This window comes from Bacillus sp. XB1 (assembly GCF_053557995.1).
Genome location: NZ_JBNRIL010000001.1, coordinates 1,581,157 through 1,601,345, shown reverse-complemented (window position 1 = coordinate 1,601,345; position 20,189 = coordinate 1,581,157). Strand labels below are relative to the sequence as shown.

Annotated in this window: 27 protein-coding genes; 24 read left to right on the top strand and 3 right to left on the bottom strand. The window is 32.9% G+C overall.

The features are described 5' to 3' along the window. Window positions 1-223: 223 nt before the first annotated feature. A complete protein-coding gene (locus ACK1U5_RS08065) occupies window positions 224-619 on the bottom strand; it encodes a helix-turn-helix domain-containing protein (protein WP_078187400.1) in 396 nt (131 codons plus the stop codon). A gap of 150 nt (window positions 620-769) precedes the next feature. On the opposite strand from ACK1U5_RS08065, the gene ACK1U5_RS08060 reads away from it, so the two are divergent. The 12 genes from ACK1U5_RS08060 to ACK1U5_RS08005 all read left to right on the top strand — a co-directional run bounded on the left by ACK1U5_RS08060 (window position 770) and on the right by ACK1U5_RS08005 (window position 7,626). Next, window positions 770-949, top strand: a complete 180-nt coding sequence (locus ACK1U5_RS08060; protein ID WP_078187399.1) for a helix-turn-helix transcriptional regulator — start codon at window positions 770-772, stop codon at window positions 947-949. A gap of 58 nt (window positions 950-1,007) precedes the next feature. After that, window positions 1,008-1,307 (top strand): DNA-binding protein, encoded by a 300-nt coding sequence (locus tag ACK1U5_RS08055; protein ID WP_448814813.1) that lies wholly within the window; start codon window positions 1,008-1,010, stop codon window positions 1,305-1,307. 67 nt (window positions 1,308-1,374) lie between these two features. Next, complete coding sequence (locus ACK1U5_RS08050; protein WP_448814812.1) at window positions 1,375-1,890, top strand: helix-turn-helix domain-containing protein; 516 nt, start codon at window positions 1,375-1,377, stop codon at window positions 1,888-1,890. 30 nt (window positions 1,891-1,920) lie between these two features. Beyond that, window positions 1,921-2,142 carry a hypothetical protein gene (locus ACK1U5_RS08045; RefSeq protein WP_000151152.1) on the top strand — a complete coding sequence of 74 codons (222 nt, stop codon included), beginning with the start codon at window positions 1,921-1,923 and terminating at the stop codon, window positions 2,140-2,142. 178 nt (window positions 2,143-2,320) lie between these two features. Continuing rightward, window positions 2,321-2,605, top strand: a complete 285-nt coding sequence (locus tag ACK1U5_RS08040; RefSeq protein ID WP_448814811.1) for a hypothetical protein — start codon at window positions 2,321-2,323, stop codon at window positions 2,603-2,605. A gap of 117 nt (window positions 2,606-2,722) precedes the next feature. After that, window positions 2,723-3,700, top strand: a complete 978-nt coding sequence (locus tag ACK1U5_RS08035) for a DnaD domain-containing protein (protein WP_448814810.1) — start codon at window positions 2,723-2,725, stop codon at window positions 3,698-3,700. A 5-nt stretch (window positions 3,701-3,705) separates the two neighbouring features. Further along, window positions 3,706-3,918, top strand: a complete 213-nt coding sequence (locus tag ACK1U5_RS08030) for a hypothetical protein (protein WP_000387013.1) — start codon at window positions 3,706-3,708, stop codon at window positions 3,916-3,918. Further along, window positions 3,918-4,280, top strand: a complete 363-nt coding sequence (locus ACK1U5_RS08025) for a cell division protein SepF (RefSeq protein ID WP_448814809.1) — start codon at window positions 3,918-3,920, stop codon at window positions 4,278-4,280. Before ACK1U5_RS08030 ends, ACK1U5_RS08025 begins: the two co-directional genes overlap by 1 nt. A gap of 153 nt (window positions 4,281-4,433) precedes the next feature. After that, window positions 4,434-4,637, top strand: a complete 204-nt coding sequence (locus tag ACK1U5_RS08020; RefSeq protein ID WP_016512926.1) for an XtrA/YqaO family protein — start codon at window positions 4,434-4,436, stop codon at window positions 4,635-4,637. A 134-nt stretch (window positions 4,638-4,771) separates the two neighbouring features. Then, on the top strand, window positions 4,772-5,254 hold the full coding sequence (locus ACK1U5_RS08015; RefSeq protein ID WP_448814808.1) for a hypothetical protein: 483 nt from the start codon (window positions 4,772-4,774) through the stop codon (window positions 5,252-5,254). A gap of 107 nt (window positions 5,255-5,361) precedes the next feature. Further along, window positions 5,362-5,859, top strand: a complete 498-nt coding sequence (locus tag ACK1U5_RS08010) for a sigma factor-like helix-turn-helix DNA-binding protein (RefSeq protein WP_448814807.1) — start codon at window positions 5,362-5,364, stop codon at window positions 5,857-5,859. A gap of 267 nt (window positions 5,860-6,126) precedes the next feature. Continuing rightward, the gene (locus ACK1U5_RS08005) at window positions 6,127-7,626 is read left to right on the top strand and encodes a reverse transcriptase domain-containing protein (protein ID WP_448814806.1); all 1,500 of its coding nucleotides are present in this window, start codon (window positions 6,127-6,129) and stop codon (window positions 7,624-7,626) included. A gap of 97 nt (window positions 7,627-7,723) precedes the next feature. On the opposite strand, the gene ACK1U5_RS08000 is transcribed toward ACK1U5_RS08005, so the two are convergent. Continuing rightward, window positions 7,724-8,968 carry a hypothetical protein gene (locus tag ACK1U5_RS08000; protein ID WP_448814805.1) on the bottom strand — a complete coding sequence of 415 codons (1,245 nt, stop codon included), beginning with the start codon at window positions 8,966-8,968 and terminating at the stop codon, window positions 7,724-7,726. Window positions 8,969-9,000: 32 nt separating this feature from the next. Between ACK1U5_RS08000 and ACK1U5_RS07995 the strand changes: the two genes are divergently transcribed. Next, window positions 9,001-9,177: a hypothetical protein gene (locus ACK1U5_RS07995; protein WP_448814804.1), complete on the top strand. Its 177-nt coding sequence runs from the start codon at window positions 9,001-9,003 to the stop codon at window positions 9,175-9,177. A 124-nt stretch (window positions 9,178-9,301) separates the two neighbouring features. Here ACK1U5_RS07995 and ACK1U5_RS07990 read toward each other — a convergent pair whose 3' ends face one another. Next, window positions 9,302-9,934, bottom strand: coding sequence for an HNH endonuclease (locus ACK1U5_RS07990; RefSeq protein ID WP_448814803.1), 633 nt, complete (start codon window positions 9,932-9,934; stop codon window positions 9,302-9,304). Between the two features lie 146 nt (window positions 9,935-10,080). Between ACK1U5_RS07990 and ACK1U5_RS07985 the strand changes: the two genes are divergently transcribed. From ACK1U5_RS07985 to ACK1U5_RS07935, 11 genes are all read left to right on the top strand, one after another. Further along, window positions 10,081-10,413 carry a nucleotide pyrophosphohydrolase gene (locus ACK1U5_RS07985; protein WP_448814802.1) on the top strand — a complete coding sequence of 111 codons (333 nt, stop codon included), beginning with the start codon at window positions 10,081-10,083 and terminating at the stop codon, window positions 10,411-10,413. 16 nt (window positions 10,414-10,429) lie between these two features. Continuing rightward, complete coding sequence (locus ACK1U5_RS07980; protein ID WP_448814801.1) at window positions 10,430-11,437, top strand: HNH endonuclease; 1,008 nt, start codon at window positions 10,430-10,432, stop codon at window positions 11,435-11,437. Window positions 11,438-11,778: 341 nt separating this feature from the next. After that, window positions 11,779-12,669 carry a DUF2726 domain-containing protein gene (locus ACK1U5_RS07975; protein ID WP_448814800.1) on the top strand — a complete coding sequence of 297 codons (891 nt, stop codon included), beginning with the start codon at window positions 11,779-11,781 and terminating at the stop codon, window positions 12,667-12,669. A 245-nt stretch (window positions 12,670-12,914) separates the two neighbouring features. Next, on the top strand, window positions 12,915-13,322 hold the full coding sequence (locus tag ACK1U5_RS07970) for a hypothetical protein (protein ID WP_448814799.1): 408 nt from the start codon (window positions 12,915-12,917) through the stop codon (window positions 13,320-13,322). Between the two features lie 166 nt (window positions 13,323-13,488). Then, complete coding sequence (locus ACK1U5_RS07965; RefSeq protein WP_448814798.1) at window positions 13,489-14,304, top strand: DUF5677 domain-containing protein; 816 nt, start codon at window positions 13,489-13,491, stop codon at window positions 14,302-14,304. Between the two features lie 84 nt (window positions 14,305-14,388). Further along, on the top strand, window positions 14,389-14,568 hold the full coding sequence (locus tag ACK1U5_RS07960) for a hypothetical protein (RefSeq protein WP_448814797.1): 180 nt from the start codon (window positions 14,389-14,391) through the stop codon (window positions 14,566-14,568). A 21-nt stretch (window positions 14,569-14,589) separates the two neighbouring features. Then, the gene (terS, locus tag ACK1U5_RS07955) at window positions 14,590-15,417 is read left to right on the top strand and encodes a phage terminase small subunit (RefSeq protein ID WP_448814796.1); all 828 of its coding nucleotides are present in this window, start codon (window positions 14,590-14,592) and stop codon (window positions 15,415-15,417) included. Further along, complete coding sequence (locus ACK1U5_RS07950; protein WP_448814795.1) at window positions 15,410-16,687, top strand: PBSX family phage terminase large subunit; 1,278 nt, start codon at window positions 15,410-15,412, stop codon at window positions 16,685-16,687. The genes terS and ACK1U5_RS07950 overlap by 8 nt, the downstream gene beginning before the upstream one ends. Before the next feature lie 69 nt (window positions 16,688-16,756). Beyond that, a complete protein-coding gene (locus ACK1U5_RS07945; protein ID WP_448814794.1) occupies window positions 16,757-18,235 on the top strand; it encodes a phage portal protein in 1,479 nt (492 codons plus the stop codon). Between the two features lie 113 nt (window positions 18,236-18,348). Next, complete coding sequence (locus ACK1U5_RS07940; RefSeq protein ID WP_448814793.1) at window positions 18,349-18,867, top strand: phage head morphogenesis protein; 519 nt, start codon at window positions 18,349-18,351, stop codon at window positions 18,865-18,867. Between the two features lie 113 nt (window positions 18,868-18,980). Continuing rightward, window positions 18,981-20,183: an XkdF-like putative serine protease domain-containing protein gene (locus ACK1U5_RS07935; RefSeq protein WP_448814792.1), complete on the top strand. Its 1,203-nt coding sequence runs from the start codon at window positions 18,981-18,983 to the stop codon at window positions 20,181-20,183. Window positions 20,184-20,189: the final 6 nt, after the last annotated feature.

The window sequence follows — 20,189 nt, the reverse complement described above, 5'->3', positions numbered from 1 at the left end:
AGAAACAACAAATTAATAATAGCACAGGAAAAAATTCTTGTGCTATATGATTTACCTATGATTATGTTAATGAAAAAATAGGCTAATGGTATATGTAAAGTTAGTAAAAGAGAATTTATACATATAATAATTAAAATATTTTTTGAATTCCTCAAAAGGGTCTTTTTTATAAAGGGAAAATATTAAAATAAAGATAAATAGGGTTGAGGATTAGTTCTTGACTTTATTTATCTTTATTTTGTTTAGTCTTTTCATTCTGCATTATAAACTCCCAAAACCGTTTTAACTCTTCACGTTTCTCAGGAGAAGCTTCTTTAATATCTTTAAACCAAAGTCCAAGTTCTGGGTCATTAATTATATCTTTTTTTGCGTCACTTCTTTCCCCTTCAATAAAGCCTATTTCTTCTAAAAGATTTTCTGTTTTTTTATCCATAGCTTTTGATATTTTTTCTATTACTAATAGTGTCGGTTCTACAGGTTTGCCATTTCTGGGATCAATACCTTTTTCAAGCTTGTCTATGTATGCATGACTGACATCACATTTTTGAGCAAAATCTCGCAAGGAGAGTTTATGTGTTAAACGATAATTTTTAATGATTTCACCAAGAGTTTTTTTCATACTTCATCCTCCTAATATAATTGTAAACAATAATTTACAAAAAGAAACAAAAATAGATAAAAAGATAAGTAAACCATTGTTGACAATATAGTAAATCATAGTTTACAATATGTTTTGTATTCATATGAATACAACGAAAGGAGAAATTGTATGAATAAATTAGCTTTATTCAGAAAGGAGAAATTACTATCTCAAGAACGGTTAGCGAGCTATGTTGGTTTATCTCGTACGTATATTTCTGAAATAGAAAATAATAAAAAGCAGCCCAATGTAAAATTAGCAATAAAGATTGCTAAAGTTTTAGGGACTAATGTAGAAAATATATTTTAGATGTTTTTGTAAACCATAATTTACAAAAAGATACTGTAAGCAGAAAGAGGTGTATACGATGATTAAATTTGATATTGAATCATTTCGTCAAATCATCCGAGAAGAAGTACGAAGAGCAACAGAACATCTACAACCAATGAAAGAACTACCACCATTTTTAACTATTACAGAATTAATGGCATTATTACATATTAAACGCACTAAAGCATCTGAGTTATTAAACCGTTCTGATTTTCCAGTATGTCGCGAAGCAGGAGTTCTTATTCCTACACATCTTCTTTTTAAATGGATGGAAAATCATACTGACTGGGTAGAAAATAATACAGAGTATTACAATCCATTTAAAGAATCCGTCTAATAGTACATTACCATAGTAAGTTGTCACAAATAAATATTGCTTTAGGTACGAATGGGGGAAGTAAACGATGTCCATAGGAAAAGAAGTTGCTATGGCACGCAAACGAAAGGGAATCACCCAAGAACAACTCTCCTTAGAAATCCCCGTGAGTCGTGAGTCACTAGCAAAATATGAAACTGAACAACGACGCTTACCAGAAGATTTACGAAAATGCATTACTGAAGGAATTAATGATCCGCAGTTGTTTTTTAAAATGTGGAGTGAAGCAACAGGGGATGTAAGTATCCCGTTCTTCAATGGAGAGCACATAGATCATCATCCTACAAGTATGAGATACATGGTTTATCAAGAGACAAACAAAGCTTTGGAACAACTTGATACAGTATGTTGGTCTAAGCCCTCAGAAACTTGGTCCGAAAGAGAGAAAGAGGATTTGAAAAAGGTAATGCATGAAATCTTGGATGCTACAGGTTCAATGATGAGCCTCGTAGCGGTCCTATGTGATCAATATGGTTTTTCAATGAAAGAAATTTTTAAGTACTGGAAAGTATCATTACGAGCTAGGAAGTATATAAAAGGTTAATTTAATTATTTTATTGGGGAGGTTTAAGTTATGACAATTGATTATGCAAGTCCAACTTTAAATCAATATAAAACGCTAATTCGTAAGGAAGCAAATTTATATGGTGATATTAGAATTGCAGCAGTTTGTGGAGACTATATGAAAGCTAGGGATTTAAAACAAGAGAAGAAATTAATGGAGATAAGAATTCGAATTATAGAAGCAGCATTTGTTTTGAAAAACAAAAAGAAAAAAGGAAAGGCCACCGCGTAGCTTGCGATAGCCAATCATGACGATAGATAAATTATAGCATATAACAATTTAGTGCGACAAGCTGTTGTGCTTGTCGTTATGACCAGAAAGATTGGTTAACTCTAACCGCTTAATATACTTTACATTCTGGTCATAACGATGCGTACAGTATCAAATTATTAAAAATGGGGAGCAAATTATGAAAGTAGAATGTAATCGTCTGTTCGACTTAGTTCTACCAGGTGATTTTGCTTTTGCAAATGAATTACATAACTGCATGGTGACATGTATTCATAGCATGTTCAATGCTAGTTCATTAGATGAAGCAGATCATTGGGAGAATGAATTAAATAGATGCGCAAAAGAATTCAAGAGCCTTCGTAATGAAAAAGAGGTTCACGATGTATCAAAGAGTTATCGTGTAGTTGTTAAAAGCCTTCAAGGGCAGGGGATTAATGCATCAGTAGTTAGTCGAAGAAAATAAAAAATCTATCACTTGGCAGAGTGATAGATTTTAGACTCTAATAGAGAGTCATTCTAAAAATTGAATTGGATTAAGTATATCAAAGTAAATCAAGTAAAACAATGGAGGATGAATAATATGGCAGTTTATAGACCTGTTCAAGTTTCATATTGGCAAGATGCGTTCGTTTTAGATCTTACACCGGAGGAGAAATACTTCTACTTATACTTAATGACTAATAGCAAAACTTCTCAGAGTGGTATCTATGAGCTTCCATTACGAGTGATAGAAATGGATACAGGATATAACCGTGAAACGGTTGAGAAGCTGCTAGAGCGTTTTGCTGATTACGGGAAAATTCATTACAACAAAAAGACGAAAGAAATTATGTTGCTTAATTGGCTTAAATTCAATGCTATTACAAATTTGAATATTGAAAAGTGTGTGTTAAAAGAAATTCAGAATATTAAGTGTGAAGATTTTTTAATTGATTTTTATGAGACATGTTTAGAGTTAGAAAAGCAGCAAGATTTTAAAATTCCTCGTATTAAGGAATACTTCCAAGCTCGTTTTGAGTGGCTTATAAGGGGCTTCGAAGACCCTATGAAGGAAAAAGAAGAAACAAAAGAAGAAACAAAAGAAAAAGAAGAAACAAAAACAAAAGAAGAAGCAGCAAGCTGCTCAAGAGATAAAAAAGTTGCAGAAGAAAATCCAATAGCATTTTATGAGCAAAACTTTGGAGTTCTTAAACCATTTGTGGCTGAAGGGATTAATGCGTGGATTGAAGATTTGAATGCACAGCTTGTTATTAAAGCAATGCAAATAGCTTTAGAAAAGAATGCACCTAATATGTCTTATGTTCAAGGTATATTAAGAGATTGGCATGCTAAAGGGTATAAGAGTATTACTGACGTTGAAGCTGCACAAGCTCAATTCCGTAAGAAATACCAGTCTCGTGGTGGAAGAAGTAATACTAGACAAGAAATCGTCCCTGATTGGTTACATACACAAGATACAGAAGTGCAATCTCAGCCTGTAAAGCACGAGAAAATGGATTTAGAGGGTGAACGTAAACGTTTAGAACAAGTATTAGCTAAATATCGAAAAGAGGCTTAAGTCAAATGGAAGCAGATTATATTATGCTAGAGCAATTTAATCATGGGTGGAGTAACCAACAGATTAATGATTTTCGAGAGATGTGGAAGGCTGGTATTTCCGTAGAGAACATTTCGAAGGTATTTAAACGGAAACCTCAAGAAGTCATTTTGCTAGTCTATGATCAAGCCGAGAAACGAAAAGTATCTCCAAGAAGTACGGGTTTGGAGGGATTGTAATGCCTGAACAACTAACGATATTTGATGTTGAACCAGTTACTGCATTTGATATTAAAAAGGCCAATGTCAGGAGGGTAAACTCTAAAGTTCGCTATACAGATATTATTGTCCAAATACCAAGTAAAGCAAAGGCGATTGATGAAATTCCAAAAACAACAGCACCAGATGATTGCTATGAGTTGTTTGAAGAATATACACTTGGAATCTGGCGGTATAAACGAGTTGAGGATAATGGATTTGATTGGGAAAGAGCTGAAGAACTGTGTAAATATGCCCGTGATATAAAAGAGCCAATTCTTATACGTTTACATTTATCGGTAGAACAATCATTTATGCCAGTATATGTTGTAGGGTATGTATAAAGGGAGATTCATGATGCTTTTATAAGTATTTTAAAGCCTTAATGAATAGGGTAGGAGGTGAATTGTATATTCGTAGTGGCAATTTATAAAATACAAAACTGAGATCACTCCCTACTTACAAAAAAATAACTATAATAAACAGGAGTGTTTAGCGTGAGAATAAAAGAAATGAAAATAAATGTAGAAGAAATGAAGATTGAGCAGAAAATTGAATCGGGAAAAATAATTGTATTAGTGTTAGATGGAACTCAGGGGAAAGTGAAGATGTGTGAAGCTGTTGAACATGGTTTTACAATTATTGAGACAGTAAAGGGACAAGCAAAAAGGATTAAATTTGAAGAAAGTGAGTTGTTTTAATTAATATTTTTATATTAATATTAAATTATATAAAAATATTTAGAATGATTTGAGAGGAATCTTTTTTGTCTGAGGTTAATACAAATGAGTAAGTTCAAAATAGTAGTAATACAAATATCCAAGAGGAAGCAAGAATGCGTGGGATAGAGAAAAGTCGTAGCATATATAGTTACCTAAATGAGGAGTATACAAGCTTTAAAAAGGGTAACAACCTTCGGGAAATGGAAAAGTTTAAAGAGTATATAGACTTAGAAATCAGTGATAAGAAGCAGCTAAACCTTTATTATTCTATGTTAGTTTCTTATATTGATACTGCAAAAATTAATTTTCAAATTTATACAATACTTGCTACTTTTATCGGGATTATAGTATCGATATTAATAGCTACCACGGCACAATTAGCGCAAATTTCCAGTAAGGTTGGTGGAACGGATATAAGTTATGTTAAAACAATTATAGACATTGTAGGAAACAGTAATATGAACATAATGCTAATTCCAAGCATTATATTTCCAGTGATACTGATTTTGGCAATAAGAAATCATCGTATTATAGATAAAGCAAATTTGTTTTTAGCGATTTTAGGATCCATCAAAGAAGATAGAGAACAAGATTAAGTAGTCCGAGAACGAAAGCGTGAGGACACTGATTCTTTAGAACAGTTATTTAACTGTTCTAAAGAATCAGTGTCCTTTTTTATTTTGGAAAGAAAGGGAATGAGGTAATGGAAGAATTAATTAAAGAGTATAAGCAGTCTTTGAAGACCATCAAACAAGCTAAAGGAACAGCTGAGGAAGAAGAGCATAAGATATATTCTGAAATGATTTCAGATCTAGAGTTTGCTTTGGAATGGATGCAGACAGCGAGACGGCCTGGTAACCGAAGAGGGATTGAAAGAAGAGCGGCATATCAACGTGAAAAGGTTTATGATCCATTGTTGATGCAACGTTATTTTCGGAATATGGATGATAATATTTATGAGTGGGATAATCAAGTGCAAGAGCACACAATTGGCGAATGGGCAAGGGTTCAATTAGAAGATGCATTATCTACATTAACTGAGCGGGAAAAAGAATTATATTTGATGTCTAGGGGATATTGTTTATCATATAGTGAGATTGCTAGTTATTTAGTGATAAGTCGTAGTACGGTGCAAACAGTGGTGGAGAGGGGGGAAAGAAAAATTGCAAAGCGAATTCAGGAAAGTATTTTTTGTTTATAGTAGTGATGAGATTTAATTGAGAAGTTGTTTTAATTATACAGGAATAAGTTGTAAATATCTAAAGAATAATATTTACATTTTAGAATCTTTTTTGTAATATGTAGATATGTCATTAGATGACGAGCGGATTCTACATTCTTCAGGTAATACTGAATTTGGAGAACGATTAATACTCCTTTAATCGTTCGAAAGTGGAGACTTATTTTTAAGTGTAGATACCGTGTACCTTGTTCGTTTGAACAAGGTTTTTTTATGTGGGGGGATTATATGTTAAAACAGCAAATTTCAAAGCATATTGAAGAAGTTGCCTCTAGACAAGCTCAAGAGCATCATGATTATCATAATAATTTAGAGTTGGTATATCAAAGAAATTTAAGAAGAATAGAGAATCCAGAAAAAAAAGAGGTAAAAACACCTGAACATTGGCATGAAGATAAAAAGCATAACCCTTTCTATGTATTGAAACATAAAGAATCTATTACCAAATCGATTTTTAAAAAACTTATTGATGGTAGTTATGAACCATTTAAACCATATTTAAAGCAAGTCCCAAAGAAGAATAGTTCCAAAACTAGACCAGTTTATATTTTTCAGCTTCCAGATGAAGCAGTCTCCAACTATCTGTATCAAAGTTTGATAGGCAAAAATAAGCATAGATTTAGTTCCTTTTCTTATGCATATAGAAATGATAGAAATGTACATTTCGCTATTCAAGACATAGCATTAGATATAAAAGAAAGTCCAAGAATGTTTATTGCTGAGTTTGATTTTCAAGATTTTTTTGGCTCCATTGAACATCATTATCTTTTAAAGCAACTTGATAATAATGGATTTTTAGTAAGTGAATTTGAAAAGGATTTAATATATAAATTTCTTAAGCCGCTTGGTAAAGGAATTCCACAAGGAACTTCAATTTCTCTTTTTTTAGCAAATTTAGTATGTTGGGAATTAGATAAAAAATTAGAAAAAGAAGGATTACGATTTGCAAGGTATGCAGATGATACCATTATATGGTCAGAGGATTATGCAAAAATATGTAAATCTTTTAATATCATTAATGAATTCTCTAAGCAAGCTGGTGTTCGAATAAATTTTCAGAAATCAGAGGGAATTAGTTTATTATCAAAAAGGGGAATGCCGTCAGAATTTGATAGGAATAAATCGTATATCGATTTTTTAGGATATAGTTTATCAGGTGATAATGTTAGCATAAAAAAGTCATCTGTTAATAAGATAAAAAAACAAATAAGTTATCTTTTATATAGGAATTTAATACAACCTTTAAATGTTCCAGCATTAAAAGCTGTCATCATTCCAAGTAATGATAACGATGCAAATTTTGTTACAGCTATCATGCAAATTAGAAGATATTTATATGGGAATTTAAATGAAAGAGCACTTAAAAATTACTTGAATCGCTCTCATAAGCGTCTTAACTTTAAAGGTATAATGAGCTTTTATCCCTTAGTAGATGACGAAGAGCAAATGAAATACTTAGATAGATGGTTAGTATCGACTATTCTAAATGCTCTTAAAAAAAGAAATAAACTTTTATTGAGTCATGGACATAACAGGTCTAATCAATTTCCTTTTAATATGGATGCTGGGGAATTAATTAATGAATGTAAAATCAGAGTGATAAAGGAAAAAAAAGGTTTAATAGAAATTCCGAGCTTTTTAAGGATTTCTAAAGCTATTAGGCAGCAAGTTATAACTAGAGGTATAGAAGAAACGATGCATCCACGTTCAAATGAATATAATTATTGAAAAATTGTCATACAGAAGCCACCAATATGTAAGAAGGAAATTTTAATAAAACTAGCATTTAAGTATAAAAGATCCCCACTCTTAGAGTGGGGATCTTTTATATGAATTCTATGATGAAATTTATAAAATCATCATATTTTTCTTGAGTAGGTTTTCCATCTGTAATTTCTTCATTACTTTTTTGTAGAATCCTAATATTAGCGGTATCTAATGAAAACTCTAAGTTAGAGACTATATTTCCGCTAGCAAGTATTTTTACTATTTGTAAGAATTCAACAGCCTGTCTATTTTGTAATACAGGTAAATTTAACCAATAAAGATTGTTTGTAGAAATACATTTAAATCCTTTGTCTTTAATTGTGATTTCTGCATATCTTCTATCGTTATCATCTTTGTTATTCCGGAATTTAATTCCTACAACATCTCCAAGTTCATTCATTTTTAGACCAGTCGATATAATGGATAAAACACCATTTGAAATGTACTCTTTTGGTGTAATTTCATTATCTTGAGGAGGTGAAAATTTGTCACATACTAGCTTAGTAAAATGTTCAACTTCACTATCAAATTCTTTTAATTTTTGATGAGCAAGGTCTCTTTTTTCGCGCAGTAGATATTCTTCAATGTTGTACAGGTTTTTCCGGAAATTTTCTATTTCTTTATAATGAATTTCAGGTTTGAAGGAATCAAGAAAGGATAAAGTATTCTTTATTCTTCCAGACATAGTACTAATTTTTTCTGGTTCATTAACAATGTTATCCACATCTTTTAAACGTATGTGTAGTAGAGATCTTCTAAAATCTATCTCAACAATTGTTGGGAAGATCACCTTTTTCGTATTTTCATTTTTAAAGCCGACTTCTATAGTTTTATTGTCTAGTAATAGTAATCTTAATAATTCTAAATTACCGTCATCATTAAGTTCTCTATAACCACATATAACAAAGTCTTTTGAATGTTCTTTATCTATATTATTCAAAATTTTGTGATCGTTAGGTATATTCCAGGAATTTAGTAATTCTGTGGAAGTATACAAACCGGATTTAGGACTAGTAAGTTTGAATAAATAAGAATTGAAAAGGGAATCTTCTAGTAATAAAAATAGTAATTCGTCTAAATCTGATTCATTAATTTGTTCTTGTTCTAAACCTACAATTAAAGTCTTTGCAACAAGATGGGAAGTGTCGTCTTTTTTATTACTCTCTCTAATTTGTTGGTATGTCTGGTTAAAGTTTTGAAATTTGTTAATGTAACCATTTAATTTTTCTATCGTAGTAGCCTTTTTTAAATAGGGGTGAAATAATAATAATTTTTCAAGTAAGTTGTTATAGTACTTATTCATGATATATTCCTTTCTTGTAAGGTGGTGATAAAATGAAATGTGAAATTCATACAAATAATCATTTTGTAGGAGATTTTTCTTTAAGTGATTTATTTGAAGCAAGTAATATATTAGGCTGCGGAAGTCTTATTGATATAAATCAAAAACGCTATTGTATTGGTAATGTTATGATACGTAGAGATGGTACAATTGTATTAGAAGTTTATTAATCACCTCCATAATTAGAATATCTCCTAATGAGAGATATTCGACAAAAATAACCATTTTCCTTTATAAATAGACAATACTGGAAGATGGTTATTTGTTTTATATGAAATAATTTTGTTGGGAAACTTATTTAAATAAAAGTTGTAGGTTTTCTTTAGTCAACCAAGGTCTTTTCCTATGTAGCATCCTATGACAATTAGCACATACCATTACAATATCCTCTACTTTGGTTACAGAGCCCTTTTTAAGCTCGGAGACAGGTACAGTGTGATGACCTTCAATGAAATCTTTTCCTAACTCTCCGTAAGCCTTATAAAAATCAAAACCACAAACTTCACAGAACAGCCTTCCATTATGTAGTTGTTTAAATCGTTCCTTAGCCAATTTAATCACTTTACTGTTACGCTCGTAGGATAGGTGAGTCTTAAGAATTTGTCTACCTTCAGCAAATGCTTCTTCGCCGTTTATTAGATCAGAATTACTATTATTATCGTAATCTCTTAGCCCCCATAAACCATTTCCTTTACCATTTACAGCATAAAATAAATCCTGTTCACCTTTGTAAATATCACATTCACTTGAATGTTGATAAATGGTCTTTCTAATTCTTGCAGCTATAGACTGTTCGTGTTGATATCTATTCAAGTCAATTTTATTACGCTCCATAACCTTTGATTTAATTTGATTCAGTGTTCCAGCTCCATCTAGTTCGGTTAATATTGCTATAATTTCATCTAACCATGAATTGCTATTGGACATACATATACCTCCTAATAAAACATGTGTACTTATTTTTATTTTAATCTTTTACATTTATATATTCATATTTTTTTGCAATGGAAGCAAATGGTTATATATAATTATAGAAGAGTTTACCAATGAAAAGTAACTGGGGGATTTGAAAAATGAATCAAACTATTTTAGAAAAAGTCCTAAGGTTTCGAGACGATAGGAACTGGAAGCAGTTTCATAATCCTAAAGATTTAGCTATCTCTCTTTCTTTAGAGGCGAGTGAGTTGTTGGAGAATTTTCAGTGGAAAAGCAGTGAGGAAGCTGTAGAAACAAAAAAAGAAGACATGAAAGATGAGTTGGCAGATGTACTCATTTATTCAATGTTGTTAGCAGATCAATTGGATATTGATTTAGAAGAGATTATTATAAACAAAATAGAAAAAAATAATAAAAAATATCCAGTAGAGAAATCTCGAGACTCTAAAAAGAAATATAATGAAATTTAAAAAGGTGGAATTAAATATGTTATATTATTTTACTGCAAGTGATGATAGTGCTCAAGGACATTGGCAAGATACTATACAAAATCCATATTCTATTTCTAAATGTTTAACAGATTTAGATGTAAGTACGGTAACTAAACTTAAAGATAATGGATTACATGAACGTGTACATATGTGGGGAGCAACTCCTGGTTCTTCAAATATTAAAAGGTGGGGAAAGTTAAAAGAAGGTGACAGAATTTTAGCTTATTCAAAAGGAGAGTTTCATTTTTATGGAACGATTTTTGCTAAGACACATAACCCCGAAGTAGCCAAAAAAGTTTGGGGAATAAATAATAATGATGAAACGTGGGAATACATTTATTTTATTAAGGATGTAAAATCTGTAAATATTAAAGCGATTGAATTTGCAGCTTTCTTTGGCTATAAGTTAAACTTTACTCCACAAGGATTTAGTAATATTGATCCAACGAAATTAGAGATTAAACTAGCAACATATAAATCAATTGATAATCTTATTAAAGCATTAAATGAAAGTTTTATTCTTTCTGAGGATGAGCAAGAGGAAGATATGTATCAGGCTAATATTGATTCGGATTTTAGTAAAGTAAAAATTGCTGAAGAAGAGAAACCAGAAAATCGAAAAAAAACTAAAATAGAATCTGGTAGAGAAGTATGGCCGCGTGATCCGAAAAAAGCTAAACAAGCTATTAAACAGGCAGAATTTAAATGTGAGATAGATAGCACACATGAAACATTTGTATCAGAAGCCAGCCGGAAAAATTATATGGAGGCCCATCATCTGATACCGTTAAGAATGCAACATGAGTTTGAACATAGTTTAGATGTTGTTGGAAATATAGTTAGTATATGTCCGAACTGTCATAGGTTGATTCATTATGGTAGAGACAAAGATAAGAAAAAAGTTTTAGAACTTCTCTTTGAGCAAAGAAAAGATTCTTTGAAGAAGTTTGGGGTTGAGGTATCTCTTGAAGAACTCTTTGGATATTATGGAATTCTAAAATAGGGATATCCATAGCTATAAGTGAAGGTAGAATGTTTCATACTTAATAAATGTAAGCGAAAAAGAATTAGCTAAGAAAATAGCTTCGCTATGTATGGGTTGTTCAGATGCTTGGGCAAAATATGGTGCGAAAATTAAGAAAAACAGCCCTTCGTAACCCATTTCAGAATAACCTTTAAAAAATCCATATCTTCAACCTTGAAATGTAGATTAACATTGTTTCTAAAAATTATTACATAGACTTGCTTTTAGTTACATCCTCTAAAAGGAAATAGTGACACCTAGTAGAAATAAATAAGTGAGAATGTTGTGTGATTTATGGAGATTTAGGAGGTAATTTAGATATGTTAAAGAAACTTATGAATTGGTCAGAATCAATAACACATAAAAAAGTACTAGAAATTTGTGAAAGAAATAATGCTGTTGCTTATCCAAAGGTCCGTCTTGCAGATATCTTCTCTATCGAAGGTAGTGGTATCTCCAATGAATTATATTCTTTTGCGTTAATGGCGCACTTTGACGTTATTGTTACAGACCTACAGGGTTACCCACTTTTTGCTGTTGAGTTTGATGGCCCACCACATGCCGACCCAAAACAGATTGAAAGGGATATGAAGAAAGACACTTTGTGTAAAAGGTTTGACTTGCCGATTTTAAGAATTACATCTGAATTTTTAGACGGAAAACACACGAATATGAATCTACTTGGTTGGTTTATTGAATATTGGTTTGTTTATAAAGATTTTGAAAAAGGGAAACAAAAAGGTGAGTTAGCGTATGACGAACCATTCATGATAGAGAGTGTAATCTCTATACCAGGGACAAAACAGCTATTTCCTCTTTGGCTTTCTGCTCCTACAAGAAGTGAAATTAACAAACTATATGACAAAAATCTAATTGAGGATGGTGCCCCCTCAAGCTTGGTGTGGGAAGACAGAGAAAGTTCAGAATATCATTGTCTTGCTTGGATAGTTATTGATGACAACAGAGCGGTCTACACAACAGGAAAGATGAAAGTTCAAAATTTTATTCCATATATGGAGGACGCATTAGATGAAGTAACAGTTGTACAACTTTATTTAATTCTTACTGAAGTGTTAAACGGTGGGGGAAGTCCTGTGTCAGTTGCAGAAATCAACAAAACCATTAGCAACATGAAAGCAAAGTATGGTAATGTAATTTCCGGTGGAGGACCAGGTAATTCTAAAATCGATTTTTGGAAATCCAAAGCATAACAGAGAATCAATAATTTGTATTGTTTTTATAGAGGTATATATTTCTTGCTCTGCTGTATAGCAGGGCTCTTTTTTGTCGTACAAAAGCCACCTATATATGTAGGGTGAAACTTCACATACCGTATATGTTTTACTAATTTAAAAGGATATTGTTATTGCGTTATTTTAAATCTTTATATATTATTTTTGTGATTCATTTGTTAAAATATTCTTCTGATGTATTTTTAATAGAAAGAAGGATAGTTTTGAAGAAAATAAAGTGGATTATTGGACTTATAAGTGTTTTAGCAGTAGTGACCATACCTACAGTAGCAATTGCAGTTGCGAAGGATGTATCTAAATTAGAAGAGGTTATAAAAGAAACAACGAAGTTAGGAATGAGTTTAGTTATAGGGTTAATCGCTATTTCAATAGCTTGTATAGCTCTTCTGTCTAAGAGAAAAAGAAATTTAGATAAACAGTATTATTTAGATTATTTGATTCTAATGATGGGAATGTTAGTGCTCTTTTTTCTAGTTTTTCTTTTTGGATATATTCCGATAAAAACTAACTTTGCAATTGCTACAATTATCATGTATTTTGTAATAACTTTTGGTTTAATAGTATTAGCAGTCTCAGATACATATAAAGTTATAAAGAAAACTTTGGAATAAAAATAAATAAAACAAACACAACTCAAACCAGATATTTCAAGATGAGATTGATAAATCATTAGAAGATTTCAGTTTGTAAATAAAATTTGTGCGGTTGGGTGCAAATTGGGCACAATTTAACCAGTACTTTGTATTAAATAAAAAGCAAAGCGAGGTAATGAACCTTATGGAATCATCCCTATATAGACTGAGTCAGAGTATAAAATTTGGAGAGAAATATTTAAAGGGTTTAGAGAAAAGAACAGATCTAGAATTAGAGCATAAAATAGTTTCCTCTCTTTTTAGAAAACTAATCGAACAAGCTAATGCTGGTTATGTGTTAGCAGAACAGAATTTAGAAGGACCGTTAACAGTAATGAAGCGTTCTATTCTAGAAACATATCTAGCATTAAGATATATCTTACAAAAAGAAGAATTGGCAAAAGATAGAGCGTATAGTTATTACGTAGGATTTTTAATAAATGAAAATAATGATAAGAGAACTTGGAGTAAACAGCAACAAGTAGATGTATCTCATTTAAATTTACAAAGTTCGATTGATACTAATACAGAAATATTAAATAATCCTAAATTTAAATACATTCTACAGGAATGGGAAAATACAAAAAGAAAATCCAAAAAGAAACATGAGCCTAAATGGTACTCTTTATTCAATGGACCATGGTCATTAAAACAACTATCTGATTGTTTAATGGAAAACGAACCCCTTGCATACACATTTTATGGAACATTATCTCAAGAAGCTCATAGTTACAAAGCACTAGATGCGACAAATTATACAGAGCTTATGGACCAACCGATTGAACTTAAACCAATCAGATGCAGAGTGTCTCCAAGTGATGTAAACAATATACATTCTTTATGTACATGGGCCATGTTCGAGGCGATAATATATTTATTTCCAGAACGTACTCATGAATGTTGGAAATTTGGTATAGAAATGGGGATGCTACGAGAAGAAGACATCCCCTTCGATGAATAACAAAATTTATTTTTGATAAGGTGAAAAAAGTAGCGGATTCGCTGCTTTTTTATTTTGTAAAGCGATTAGCGTGGGGTGATGTAAATGGAAGAAGAAAATATAAACGTTCCTACATGCTCTGCTTGTAATGAACCGTGTATGTGGACGTTAAAAATGCCATTAACTATTAATTACTTCGATAAAACGTATATCCGTGAAGTAACTACAGATAACGCTAATATATGCATTGAATGCTTAGAAAAAGAAGTACAAGCAATTGGATAAGGAGGCAGGTGTTATGTAATTATGGCTAGACAAAGAAGTCCAGACCGTGATAAAGCGTATCACCTATTTAAAGAATATAATGGTGATATTACTAATCGTAAAATTGCTGAATTATTATCTACATCTGAAAGAACTGTTTCAGAAAAAACGGTAGGCGGATGGAAAACGAAAGATAAATGGATGCAGCAATTGAATGGAGTACTCCATAAAAATAAACGGAGTACTCCAAAGAAAGATGCGGAGTACTCTAAAAAGAAACCAGGAGCACCTAAAGGCAATAAGAATGCTTTAAATAATCGTGGTGGAGCTAAAAAGGGTAATAAAAATGCCGTCGGTAATTCCGGAGGTGCTGCTCCACTGCGTAATGGTAATGCTGCTACTCATGGTTTATATAGAAAGTATTTACCACAAGAATTATATGATTTGAAAGAAGAATTAGAGGAAGCGATTAACAACGATCCGTTATCGATTTTGTGGGAAAGCATAATGCTGCAGCACGCTCAAATCATTCATGCTCAACGTATTATGTTTGTTAATAATAAAGAGGATATGACAAAGGAGCTACGAAAGAAAAAGCTTACCGAAAGTGGTTTTGAAGAAGAGTGGGAGATTCAATTTGCTTGGGATAAACAAGCGAGTTTCTTAAATGCTCAATCTAAGGCCCTTTCTACTTTATCTGCTCTTATTAGAGATTTTGACAGGTTAGCTAATATAGATGATGAACGACGCGCTAAACTTGAATTTATACAGGTTCAAATCGATAAGATTAAATCCACTACTAATAATGATGATAATAATATTGAGCCAGTTGTCATTGTAGATAATATCAGTGGTGATTTAAATGTCTAAAAAGAAGATTGATGAAATACTTCCACCGGCGTTTCACCAAGTTTGGTTAGCCCGTAAATGTGAAGCGATATTAAAAATCGTTTGTAAAGGCGGGCGTGGTTCCGGTAAATCTACTGATATATCCATTTGTATTGTTATGGATCTTATTCAGTTTCCTATTACAGTGCTATGCATACGTAAAGTAAAGGATACAATAAGAGAATCCTGCTATGAACAAATAAAAGAAGCGATAGAAATACTAGGTGTAGAGCATTTATTTCGTTTTAAAGAAAGTCCTATGGAAATCATTTATAAGCCGCGCGGAAACAAAATGATATTCCGTGGTGCTGATGACCCTGCAAAAATAAAGTCTATTAAAATAGCGAAGTATCCGGTTGCTATTGCATGGTTTGAAGAATTGGCCGAATTTAAATTAGAAGAAGATGTTTCTACAATAGAGAAGTCTATTTTGCGTAAAGAATTACCGAATGGATTACGATATAAAATGTACTATTCATATAACCCACCAAAGAGAAAACAGTCCTGGGTTAACAAGAAGTTTGAAACGCAATTCAAACCGAAAAATACATTTGTACATCATAGTACATATCACGATAATCCCCATATTTCTAAGCAATTTGTGGAAGAAGCAGAAGAAACGAAAAGGCTTAAGCCACAGCAATATGAACACGAATACGAAGGGAAACCAACAGGCAGTGGCATTGTTCCATTTAGTAATCTCACATTCAGACGTATTACAGATGATGAAATTAAAACATTTGATAATATACGTCAAGGGATTGACTGGGGTTATGGAAATGACGCGCTGTCTTTTGGTCGTATGCATTATGATAAAACGCGTAGGAAACTTTATATATTCGGTGAAATACATGGCGTTAAAATCAGTAACCGTTTATTAGCTGAAAAGATTAAGAAACTCGGCTGGGATGATGTTGAAATAATTGCGGATTCATCGGAACCAAAATCAATTGATGAAATGAAAAATGATCATGGTATTAAGAAAATCAAGGGTGCGGTTAAAGGGCCTGGTTCTGTTGAATACGGTGAAAAATGGTTGGATGATTTAGAAGAAATCATAATTGATCCGGAGCGTTGTCCAAAAACTGCAGGAGAATTCGAAAATATTGATTATGAAGTTGATAAAGACGGTAATCCCAAAAATAGATTACAAGATAAAGATAATCACAGTATCGATATGACCCGTTACGCATGTGAGGATGATATGAGTAAACGTAAAGTAGTTATGGGTGGAAAGGTGAAAAGAGTGTAGTCGGACATTTATTGTTCGGCTATTTCTTTTGCTCTTTATTAATAGAAGAAAGGAGGACATACAAACGATATGAGCGACAAGAAAACCATAAAGAATGTAAAAGTATTTGGTATTAATAAAGCAGCAGATGATCCAAAGAATAGGGAAGACAACAGTAAGCAAATGGCTGTAGATCCATTCGCGCAAATATATGGCGATAAAGGGTTGGTTAAACCACCTTATGATATGTCGGTGCTGCTGGAAATAAAGGAAAGTAATCCAATCCATTCTGCTTGTATTAGCGCAAAAGTCGATGATATTGCTGGTGTTGGTTTTGACTTTGCTCCTTTTGAAGAAGTAAAAGAAGCAGCGAACCAGGAGCAATATAAAAGGTTAAAAGACTTTATGAGGAATTGTAATCCGGAAATGACAAGCTCCGAGATTATAAGGGCCGTATGGGACGATTATGAAACAGTCGGATGGGGCATTATTGAAGTTGTTCGTAATAACAAAGATGAACCGTCAGAACTATACCACATTCCAGCTCATACGGTTCGTGCTCATAAAGATAAAATACGCTTTGCTCAAATTGTAAATAACAAAGAACGATGGTTTAAAAAGTTTGGTTATCCTGATGATTTCCGTCTTGCTGATGGTAGACCTTTAAATGAAGAAGATATTGCAGAAAGCGGAACAGAAAAAGCCGGAGAAGTAATTGTTATTCGTAAGTTTGGTTCTCGTTCTTCTTATTATGGGATACCTAATTACGTTAGTTCTATAGGTTCGATAGTTGGCTCACAAGCTGCAAGAGATTATAATATCGACTTTTTTACAGGCAAAACCATTCCTGATTCCATTTTATTTCTTGAGGGAGTCGATGAAGTAGATTCTGGAACAGAAAATGAACTGAAAGCATTCTTCTCTGCAGAAACAAAAGGAGAACACCATAAATTAGCCGTTGTACCTGTTCCAGATGGTGCAAAAGCAAGGTTAGAAAAGATTAGTCCAGACGTAAAGGAAGGTAGTTTCCGTTTATATAAGCAGGATAGCGCAATGGAGATATGTGTGGCCCATCGTGTACCACCTTACCGTATCGGTTGGGCTATGACAGGTTCATTAGGACAAACAACTGCTAAAGAAATGAACGAGATGTACAAGCGTTCTATTATTGAACCTGGACAAGAAATATTAGAACATCGATTAAATAATCAATTGTTCCGTGTATTTGCTAAAATACTAGGCGGTTTAGATTGGTATTTCAAATTAAATGAAATTGATACGGATGATCGTGAAGCAGATTTGAAGTATGCAAAAGACAGTTATGAAGGTGGAATATTAAAACTGAATGAGTCCCGTAAAGTAGTAGGTTATGAACCTGTACCAGAAGGAGATAAATTCTTTGATGGTACAACTGAACCTTCTCCACCGGAACCTATTGCAAAAGCTGCAGATAATGAGCAAGATAACTTAATTGCTATTAATGCATTTAGGGAAAAGCATGAAGAAATAGAGAAAGCTATGCAAAAGAAGGTAGCTGATTTTTTTCTGAACAGGGAAAACGGCTCTTAAACCTGCTTCCCATAATTCGTATTAATAAAGCAGATGAAGAATTTGTTCCTGTAATTAATGAAGCAGAAGTTGATGAATTTCTTGATAGTGTCGATTGGGATGAAGAAAGACAAATGTTTGTCGATCAAGTCACAGACACTCTGCAGGATGATGTAACAGAATTTGTACAAAGTGCTATTGCATCAAACGGTTTAACCTGGATGGTATTAGATCCAATAGGTGACGTTGCTGCAAAATGGGTAGCTACTTACGCTTTTGAATTAGCAAAGGGGATCCATGAAACCACTAAAGATAGATTAAGAGAAACAATGCTAAAGAATCTTAGTGAAGGAATGGGTGTCGATGCATTAAGTGTTTCCATTGCAGATGTGATGTCAGAAGCAAGTAACTACAGAGCAATGATGATTGCACGTACAGAAACAACATATGCAATGAATTACGGCAATTTAATTGCTTATAAGGGTGCAAATAGAAACAGGAAAACATGGCTTACAGGAAACGATGAGCGTGTTTGTAAAGAATGTGGTGGTTTACATGGGGAAACGGTAGGTATTGATGATCTATTTAGTAATGGAAAGATGTGTCCGCCAGCTCATCCACATTGCCGATGCACTATGATTTCAGAAGAGTAGTAAAATACACCTATTTGATTGGGGTTTCATCGTCAAAACGTATATGGCTTTAAATTAGCTGCTATGCGTTTTGACAGTGGAACCCCAATATTTATAGGGAAGGAGGTAAAACGATGGGATATGAACTAAAAAACGCCAATATCAGTTATGTTTCATTAGTTACAAAGGGCGCAAATGGTCGTCAATTTGCCATTATGAAAAGCGAATCTGCTAAACAACCAAATATATCAAAACAAGTTCCAATCCTTAAAACAGAGGAAGAGAAGCAGCTTGTTACAGGTGTTGTGTATGAACCGGATGTAGAAGATTCACACGGGGATACAATGACTGCAGAAGAAATAGAAAAGGCCGCTTATACCTTTATGGAAAATTACCAGCACATCGACAAGCAACATGACGAAATCGCTGGTAAAGGTACAGTAGTCGAAAACTGGATTGCTAAAAGTGATATGACAGTAGGCGAACAAGAAGTACAAGAAGGAACATGGCTTATGACTGTTCGCGTTGATGATGCAGATACGTGGGAAGAAATTAAAAAAGGTGAAGTCACTGGTTTTTCTATGGGTGGATTTGGTGAACGTGTGGAAATCGCTAAGACTGATGATTTTACTCATGAAGATAAAGGTCTTATTCGAAAGATGTTAGATTTCGTTAAAGGTGAAACTCACAAAATCATAAAAGGCGAAGTAAAAGACCGCTTTATTGATGAAAAACAAAAACGTGATTTACGAGCTGTATTTAATTTGTTTGAAGATGTGTTCTATTGGGAGATTTGGGAAAGTAATCCCGATATCGACCGAATGACGGCTGCTCTTAATGATATGAAGGACATACTTTCTTCTATTAAAGGCGGTTATACCATTGCGAAATCAGAAGACAGTGTACAAGCAGAAAGCATTGTTTTAGAAAGTATTAAAAAAGCTGGTAAAGTATTATCCCAAAAGAATCATACAAAATTAGATGAAGCATTAGCTTTAATTACTGAAATAAAAGAAGCTGCTTCACCACAGGAGGAAGATGAAATGAAAGCAGAAGATATTGCAGAGATTGTAAAACAAGCAGTAGAACCACTAGCTACTAAGTTAGAAAAGATTGAAAAGCAGGTGAATGGTGAAGAGGTAGAGCCGACGCCAGAAGAGCAAGCAGAAGAAGAAAAAGCTGCAGCAGTTATTCAAAAAGCACTAGAACCAATTACAAAGCGACTTGAAAATATTGAAAATGCTGCTTCTATCCGTAAAGGTTTAGATCCAGATGAAGAAGTTACACCAGGACAACAACAAATTAAAAAATCTAAATGGGCAGGATTGAACCTGTAAGGGGAG

Coding starts and splice junctions, on each gene's coding strand:
- ACK1U5_RS08065 (WP_078187400.1), bottom strand. CDS start 619: ATGAAAAAAACTCTTGGTGAAATCATTAAAAATTATCGTTTAACACAT.
- ACK1U5_RS08060 (WP_078187399.1), top strand. CDS start 770: ATGAATAAATTAGCTTTATTCAGAAAGGAGAAATTACTATCTCAAGAA.
- ACK1U5_RS08055 (WP_448814813.1), top strand. CDS start 1,008: ATGATTAAATTTGATATTGAATCATTTCGTCAAATCATCCGAGAAGAA.
- ACK1U5_RS08050 (WP_448814812.1), top strand. CDS start 1,375: ATGTCCATAGGAAAAGAAGTTGCTATGGCACGCAAACGAAAGGGAATC.
- ACK1U5_RS08045 (WP_000151152.1), top strand. CDS start 1,921: ATGACAATTGATTATGCAAGTCCAACTTTAAATCAATATAAAACGCTA.
- ACK1U5_RS08040 (WP_448814811.1), top strand. CDS start 2,321: ATGAAAGTAGAATGTAATCGTCTGTTCGACTTAGTTCTACCAGGTGAT.
- ACK1U5_RS08035 (WP_448814810.1), top strand. CDS start 2,723: ATGGCAGTTTATAGACCTGTTCAAGTTTCATATTGGCAAGATGCGTTC.
- ACK1U5_RS08030 (WP_000387013.1), top strand. CDS start 3,706: ATGGAAGCAGATTATATTATGCTAGAGCAATTTAATCATGGGTGGAGT.
- ACK1U5_RS08025 (WP_448814809.1), top strand. CDS start 3,918: ATGCCTGAACAACTAACGATATTTGATGTTGAACCAGTTACTGCATTT.
- ACK1U5_RS08015 (WP_448814808.1), top strand. CDS start 4,772: ATGCGTGGGATAGAGAAAAGTCGTAGCATATATAGTTACCTAAATGAG.
- ACK1U5_RS08010 (WP_448814807.1), top strand. CDS start 5,362: ATGGAAGAATTAATTAAAGAGTATAAGCAGTCTTTGAAGACCATCAAA.
- ACK1U5_RS08005 (WP_448814806.1), top strand. CDS start 6,127: ATGTTAAAACAGCAAATTTCAAAGCATATTGAAGAAGTTGCCTCTAGA.
- ACK1U5_RS08000 (WP_448814805.1), bottom strand. CDS start 8,968: ATGAATAAGTACTATAACAACTTACTTGAAAAATTATTATTATTTCAC.
- ACK1U5_RS07995 (WP_448814804.1), top strand. CDS start 9,001: ATGAAATGTGAAATTCATACAAATAATCATTTTGTAGGAGATTTTTCT.
- ACK1U5_RS07990 (WP_448814803.1), bottom strand. CDS start 9,934: ATGTCCAATAGCAATTCATGGTTAGATGAAATTATAGCAATATTAACC.
- ACK1U5_RS07985 (WP_448814802.1), top strand. CDS start 10,081: ATGAATCAAACTATTTTAGAAAAAGTCCTAAGGTTTCGAGACGATAGG.
- ACK1U5_RS07980 (WP_448814801.1), top strand. CDS start 10,430: ATGTTATATTATTTTACTGCAAGTGATGATAGTGCTCAAGGACATTGG.
- ACK1U5_RS07975 (WP_448814800.1), top strand. CDS start 11,779: ATGTTAAAGAAACTTATGAATTGGTCAGAATCAATAACACATAAAAAA.
- ACK1U5_RS07965 (WP_448814798.1), top strand. CDS start 13,489: ATGGAATCATCCCTATATAGACTGAGTCAGAGTATAAAATTTGGAGAG.
- ACK1U5_RS07960 (WP_448814797.1), top strand. CDS start 14,389: ATGGAAGAAGAAAATATAAACGTTCCTACATGCTCTGCTTGTAATGAA.
- terS (WP_448814796.1), top strand. CDS start 14,590: ATGGCTAGACAAAGAAGTCCAGACCGTGATAAAGCGTATCACCTATTT.
- ACK1U5_RS07950 (WP_448814795.1), top strand. CDS start 15,410: ATGTCTAAAAAGAAGATTGATGAAATACTTCCACCGGCGTTTCACCAA.
- ACK1U5_RS07945 (WP_448814794.1), top strand. CDS start 16,757: ATGAGCGACAAGAAAACCATAAAGAATGTAAAAGTATTTGGTATTAAT.
- ACK1U5_RS07940 (WP_448814793.1), top strand. CDS start 18,349: ATGTTTGTCGATCAAGTCACAGACACTCTGCAGGATGATGTAACAGAA.
- ACK1U5_RS07935 (WP_448814792.1), top strand. CDS start 18,981: ATGGGATATGAACTAAAAAACGCCAATATCAGTTATGTTTCATTAGTT.